The organism is Sphaerimonospora mesophila (assembly GCF_001417795.1).
GTDB classification, from domain to species: Bacteria; Actinomycetota; Actinomycetes; order Streptosporangiales; family Streptosporangiaceae; genus Sphaerimonospora; species Sphaerimonospora mesophila.
In genome coordinates, this window is the sequence record NZ_BCBX01000029.1 from 1 (window position 1) to 525 (window position 525).

Here is a 525-nt window from a genome sequence, read left to right on the forward strand (position 1 = left end):
AATTCCCGCCGGGTGGCGGGGGTGATGTCAAGTGGCTGGGGCCGGGTTGCCGGTGGGGCTGGTTTGACAGGAACCTCCGGGTCTGGCGAGAATAGATGACACAAAGTGAAGCTGATGTAACGCCCCGGATCCTTGGATCGGCTTGCCGGCTGGTTCGGGTGGTGGTGTACGCGTCCGTTTCTTGAGAACTCAACAGTGTGCTAAAAGCCAGTGCATTTTGAATGCATGACCCCGTCCTCGCATGCCTCTGTGGGGTGTGTGGGACGGATTCCTTTGATCGACACCCTTTCGGTCGTGTGCCGGGGGTGTTGGCTGGGGTTTCTTTTCAGACATTGTTTGGAGAGTTTGATCCTGGCTCAGGACGAACGCTGGCGGCGTGCTTAACACATGCAAGTCGAGCGGAAAGGCCCTTCGGGGTACTCGAGCGGCGAACGGGTGAGTAACACGTGAGTAACCTGCCCCTGACTCTGGGATAAGCCTGGGAAACCGGGTCTAATACCGGATACGACCATCTTCCGCATGGGA

Annotated in this window: 1 rRNA gene; it reads left to right on the forward strand. The window is 57.9% G+C overall.

The features are described 5' to 3' along the window. Positions 1–333: 333 nt before the first annotated feature. Positions 334–525 (forward strand): 16S ribosomal RNA (locus AP234_RS00165); the annotation flags it as partial.